At 47.7% G+C, this 5,275-nt stretch carries 5 protein-coding genes; 1 reads left to right on the plus strand and 4 read right to left on the minus strand.

Going from position 1 to position 5,275, the window contains the following annotated elements; genetic code table 11:
- Positions 1–13 precede the first annotated feature (13 nt).
- Complete coding sequence (groL, locus tag B7X71_RS11400) at positions 14–1,666, plus strand: chaperonin GroEL (protein ID WP_293600780.1); 1,653 nt, start codon at positions 14–16, stop codon at positions 1,664–1,666.
- Positions 1,667–1,764: 98 nt separating this feature from the next.
- Here groL and B7X71_RS11405 read toward each other — a convergent pair whose 3' ends face one another.
- From B7X71_RS11405 to B7X71_RS11420, 4 genes are all read right to left on the minus strand, one after another.
- Entirely contained in the window at positions 1,765–2,211 is a 447-nt protein-coding gene (locus B7X71_RS11405) for a cupin domain-containing protein (RefSeq protein ID WP_293598910.1), read from the minus strand.
- Positions 2,212–2,310: 99 nt separating this feature from the next.
- Positions 2,311–3,678: an NAD(P)(+) transhydrogenase (Re/Si-specific) subunit beta gene (locus B7X71_RS11410; RefSeq protein ID WP_293598909.1), complete on the minus strand. Its 1,368-nt coding sequence runs from the start codon at positions 3,676–3,678 to the stop codon at positions 2,311–2,313.
- A gap of 33 nt (positions 3,679–3,711) precedes the next feature.
- Positions 3,712–4,050, minus strand: a complete 339-nt coding sequence (locus tag B7X71_RS11415; RefSeq protein ID WP_068320920.1) for a proton-translocating transhydrogenase family protein — start codon at positions 4,048–4,050, stop codon at positions 3,712–3,714.
- 24 nt (positions 4,051–4,074) lie between these two features.
- The gene (locus B7X71_RS11420; protein WP_293598908.1) at positions 4,075–5,205 is read right to left on the minus strand and encodes a Re/Si-specific NAD(P)(+) transhydrogenase subunit alpha; all 1,131 of its coding nucleotides are present in this window, start codon (positions 5,203–5,205) and stop codon (positions 4,075–4,077) included.
- Between the last annotated feature and the right edge of the window lie 70 nt (positions 5,206–5,275).

Consider the following 5,275-nt stretch of genomic DNA (forward strand, 5'->3'; position numbering starts at 1 on the left):
AAGGAACTCAATCATGGCAGCAAAAGACGTCGTATTTGGAGATAACGCCCGTACCAAGATGGTAGAAGGCGTAAACATTCTGGCGAACGCAGTAAAAACAACTTTGGGACCAAAAGGTCGCAACGTCGTTATCGAGCGTTCATTTGGCGGTCCAACCATCACTAAGGATGGCGTATCCGTAGCAAAAGAAATCGAACTCAAAGACAAGCTCCAGAACATGGGTGCTCAGATGGTGAAGGAAGTTGCTTCCAAAACCAATGACATCGCTGGTGACGGTACAACTACCGCTACTGTATTGGCTCAGTCTATCGTTCGCGAAGGAATGAAGTACGTAGTTTCAGGTCACAACCCAATGGACTTGAAGCGCGGTATCGACAAAGCTGTAACAGCTGCAATCGAAGAGCTCAAGAAAATCAGCAAGCCTTGCACAACCACTAAAGAAATCGCTCAAGTTGGCTCTATTTCAGCTAACAGCGACCACAGCATCGGTCAGCGTATTGCCGAAGCAATGGAAAAAGTAGGCAAAGAGGGTGTTATTACTGTTGAAGATGGCAAGTCATTGGAAGATGAGCTTGAAGTTGTAGAAGGTATGCAGTTTGACCGCGGTTACCTCTCCCCATACTTCATCAACCAACCTGAAAAGCAGGTTGCCGTATTAGAAACACCTTACGTCCTCTTGTTTGACAAGAAAGTTAGCAACATTCGTGATTTGCTCCCAGTACTCGAGCAAGTAGCGAAGTCTGGTCGCCCATTGTTGATTATTGCGGAAGATGTTGAAGGCGAAGCCTTGGCAACTTTGGTTGTGAACAACATTCGCGGCATCATCAAGACTTGTGCTGTTAAGGCTCCAGGCTTTGGCGATCGTCGTAAAGCCATGTTGGAAGACATCGCGATTTTGACTGGCGGTACAGTGATCGCTGAAGAAATCGGTCTCACACTCGAGAAAACTACTCTTGAGCACTTAGGCCAAGCGAAGCGTATCGAAGTTGGCAAAGAAAACACCATCATCATTGACGGTGCTGGCGATGCTAAAGCAATCGAAGCGCGCGTGAAGAACATCCGTGTTCAGATCGAAGAAGCGACTAGCGACTACGACAAAGAGAAATTGCAAGAGCGCGTTGCCAAATTGGCAGGCGGTGTTGCAGTGATTCGTGTTGGTGCTGCTACTGAAGTTGAAATGAAAGAAAAGAAAGACCGTGTCGACGACGCATTGCATGCAACTCGTGCAGCGGTTGAAGAAGGTATTGTTCCTGGTGGTGGCGTAGCATTGTTACGCGCGATGCAAGGTATCAAAGGCTTGAAAGGCGATAACGCTGACCAAGACGCTGGTATCAACATCGTATTGCGCGCAATGGAAGAGCCAATTCGTATCATCGTTTCTAACGCAGGCGACGAAGCCAGCGTAGTTGTAAATGCAGTATTGGCTAGCAAGGGCAATAACGGCTACAACGCAGCAACTGGTGAATACGGCGACCTCGTAGCTCAAGGTGTAATCGATCCAACTAAGGTAACAAAAACTGCACTAGTTAATGCAGCTTCTGTGGCAGCCCTATTGTTGACTACTGATTGCGCAATCTGCGAAGCACCAAAGGATGATTCCGCTGGCGGTGGCATGCCTGATATGGGCGGCATGGGTGGTATGGGTGGAATGGGCGGCATGATGTAGTTGCCGTAAATTTCCTCAGCCATCTAGCTGTAGAAACTAAAACGCCTGGTTCAAAAGACCGGGCGTTTTTTTATTGCTGAATAAGGTTAGCTCCAAATTTACTTTTCCCGAATGGTTAAGGGGGCTCCAACCATTCCCGCATAGACAACAATTAAGTCGACCGGTTCAGAGCCTGGGTTTGAGCCGTAGTGCCATTCTTTAAAAAGCTCAACCAGTGGCTCGCCGGCCTTTAGTGTTATTTTTTCACCGGTTTTTGTAAAGATATTGAGTTCACCTTTTAGTAAAACGCCGGCATTAATGACGGGATGCATATGCATTGGTATCGATGCACCTGGGCCAAATCTATATCGAATGATGGTGATTTCAGGTTGACCCTCGCCATATGGGGGGAGCTTCGCACCATTCCAAGACGTTGTCGTTTTGATTAATACATTGGCTTCAATGCCGGGAATATCGGTGTAGTAGTGTTTTCGATTGTCATCGGCGAGAACAAGCTGAGATAGCATTAATGCAAAGCAAAATGACGGGTATTTGAGTAAGCGCATGGGAGGGGTCTTTCTTGGCCTCAAGCATAAAAAAATGACTAGTAAGTTTATTTACTAGCCATTCTGATTCACTACCGTGACATCTTCAATTTGTTTGCATTAGCTAACAGACTTCACCATATCTTCCACAACCTTCTTAGCATCACCGAAGACCATCATGGTTTTGTCCATGTAGAAGAGTTCGTTATCAAGACCGGCATAACCTGCAGCCATGGAGCGCTTATTGACGATGATCGTTTTAGCTTTAAATGCTTCCAAGATCGGCATGCCGAAGATTGGGCTACCTGGCGTACGAGCGGCAGGGTTCACCACGTCGTTTGCACCAAGCACCAACACTACGTCAGCTTGACCAAAGTCGCTGTTGATGTCTTCCATCTCAAATACTTGATCGTATGGAACTTCAGCTTCAGCTAAGAGTACGTTCATGTGACCAGGCATACGACCTGCCACTGGATGAATTGCGTACTTTACGGTGACGCCATGGTGGGTGAGCTTCTCTGTTAATTCTTTCAGAGCATGCTGAGCACGCGCAACTGCCAAGCCATAGCCAGGAACAATCACGACGGTGTCAGCATTCTCCATTAGGAAGGCTGCATCTTCTGGAGAGCCAGTTTTGTAGTTCTTTGGGCCACCATCATCAGCGCCACCAGCAGAAGCTTCAGCACCAAAGCCGCCAAGCAATACTGCCAAGATGGAGCGGTTCATTGCCTTACACATGATGTAAGACAAAATTGCACCAGAAGAGCCTACGCAAGCACCGGCAATAATCAAAACTGGATTGTTCAATGTGAAACCAATACCAGCCGCTGCCCAACCAGAGTAGCTATTGAGCATTGATACAACCACTGGCATGTCTGCGCCACCGATTGGAATGATCAATGTCACGCCCAACACCAATGCAATTGCACACATCACCAAGAACGCTTCGTGGCTGCCTGTCATGAAATACATGACGCCGCCACCAACCATACCAATTGCTAGTATGAGGTTCAGTAAATGTTGACCAGCAAATGTCACTGGCTTGCCACTGACTTTGCCAGATAATTTTCCGAAGGCGATGATAGAGGCGGTAAAGGTAATTGCACCAATAAATGCACCAATAAAGAGTTCAATCTTTTGCGCACCGGTATGGTCATGAGCTGGGTTGTAAACCGCTGCGATAGCGATCAAGACCGCCGACAAGCCAACGAAGGAGTGCATGAGCGCTACGAGCTCTGGCATCTTGGTCATCTGCACACGCTTAGCAGCAATTGTTCCAATGATGGCGCCGCCAACAATTGCACCAATGATCAATGAGAAGACTGGCTTAAAGTCCGGAATCATGAAGGTGGTGATTACGGCAAGCAACATGCCGATCATGCCAAAGGTATTACCTTGGCGGGAGGTTGTTGGTGATGACAATCCACGCAAGGCGAGGATGAACAGCACCGATGAAATGAGATAGGAAATCGCGGTTATGTTTGACATTATTGTGGTCTCTATATAGATCTTGTTCTAGTTTTATTTAGTTCCAGCTGCATCAGCTTTAGGAGCTTTTTTCTTGAACATTTCAAGCATGCGGCGGGTAACCATAAAGCCACCAAAAATATTGATTGAGGCCAAAAAGACTGCAATCGCACCAATAATGCTGGTAAGGGTAATTTCATCACCACCGATTACTTCGGTTTGTAGCAAGGCGCCGACAATGATGATTCCAGAGATGGCATTCGTAACTGCCATGAGTGGGGTATGTAATGCTGGGGTGACGTTCCAAACCACGTGGTAGCCAACAAAAATAGCCAACACAAATACAGTGATGTTTTGGACTGTGAGGATGCTTTGAAAAGCAGCGAGATCCATGATATTTCCTTTGAAAATTCTTTATTAGTTGTTACGGACGGCTTGGCCATCACGACACATGAGACAGGCGGAAACGATATCGTCATCCGTTGGGATTACCAACTTCGCTTCTGCATCAACGATCAGCTTCATGAAGTCGAGTAAGTTACGCGCATACAAAGCAGAGGCATCAGCAGCTACCATGCTGGCGAGGTTGGTGTAACCAACAATCTTCACACCATTTTTCACGATGATCTTGTCAGCTTCTGTCAGGGGGCAGTTGCCTGAGCCGTTGTCACCGCGACCAGCCGCTAAGTCGATCACGATAGAGCCTGGCTTCATATTAGCAACGGTATCGCTGTGTAATAAGACTGGTGGCTTACGACCCGGAATTAAGGCGGTAGTAATGACGATGTCCGCTTGTTGAGCGCGCTCGGCAACTAAAGCTGCTTGACGCTTCATCCAAGCTTCTGGCATTGGGCGAGCATAACCACCAACACCTTGGGCGATTTCGCGTTCTTCATCTGTCTCGTAAGGTACGTCAACAAACTTGGCGCCAAGAGATTCAATCTGTTCTTTAGCAGCAGGGCGCACATCAGATGCTTCGATGACGGCGCCTAAACGCTTTGCTGTCGCAATAGCTTGAAGGCCGGCAACACCAGCACCCAAGATGAGTACGCGTGCTGCTTTAACAGTTCCAGCAGCAGTCATGAGCATTGGCATAAAGCGCTGATATTCATTAGCTGCGACCATCACCGCTTTGTAACCTGCGATATTGGCTTGTGAGGACAGAACATCCATGCTTTGGGCGCGAGTAGTGCGCGGAGCAGCCTCTAGAGAGAATGCAGTCACACCTTGCGCAGCCATGGCGGCAATATTGTCGCTATCAAATGGATCCAGCATGCCAAGGAGTACGCTGCCAGATTTAATTTGCTTAAGCTCGGCTGCTTCGGGCGCACGCACCTTAAGAACAATCTCAGCGCCAAAGGCATCGGCAGCATTACCAATAGCGGCACCAACTGCTTCGTACGCAGAATCTGGCTGGCTGGCTGTAACACCTGCATCCTTTTGAATAACAACTGTATGGCCTTGGCCAATTAGTTTCTTAACGGTTTCCGGTGTGGCGGCAACCCGAGTTTCCCCAGGTCTGATTTCCAGCGGTACTCCTATGCGCATGGCATGTCTCCAAATGCTAATGATTCAAAAAAAATCTATTTTAGGTATATATACGCGAATACACATATAT

The organism is Polynucleobacter sp. 39-46-10, assembly GCF_002282275.1.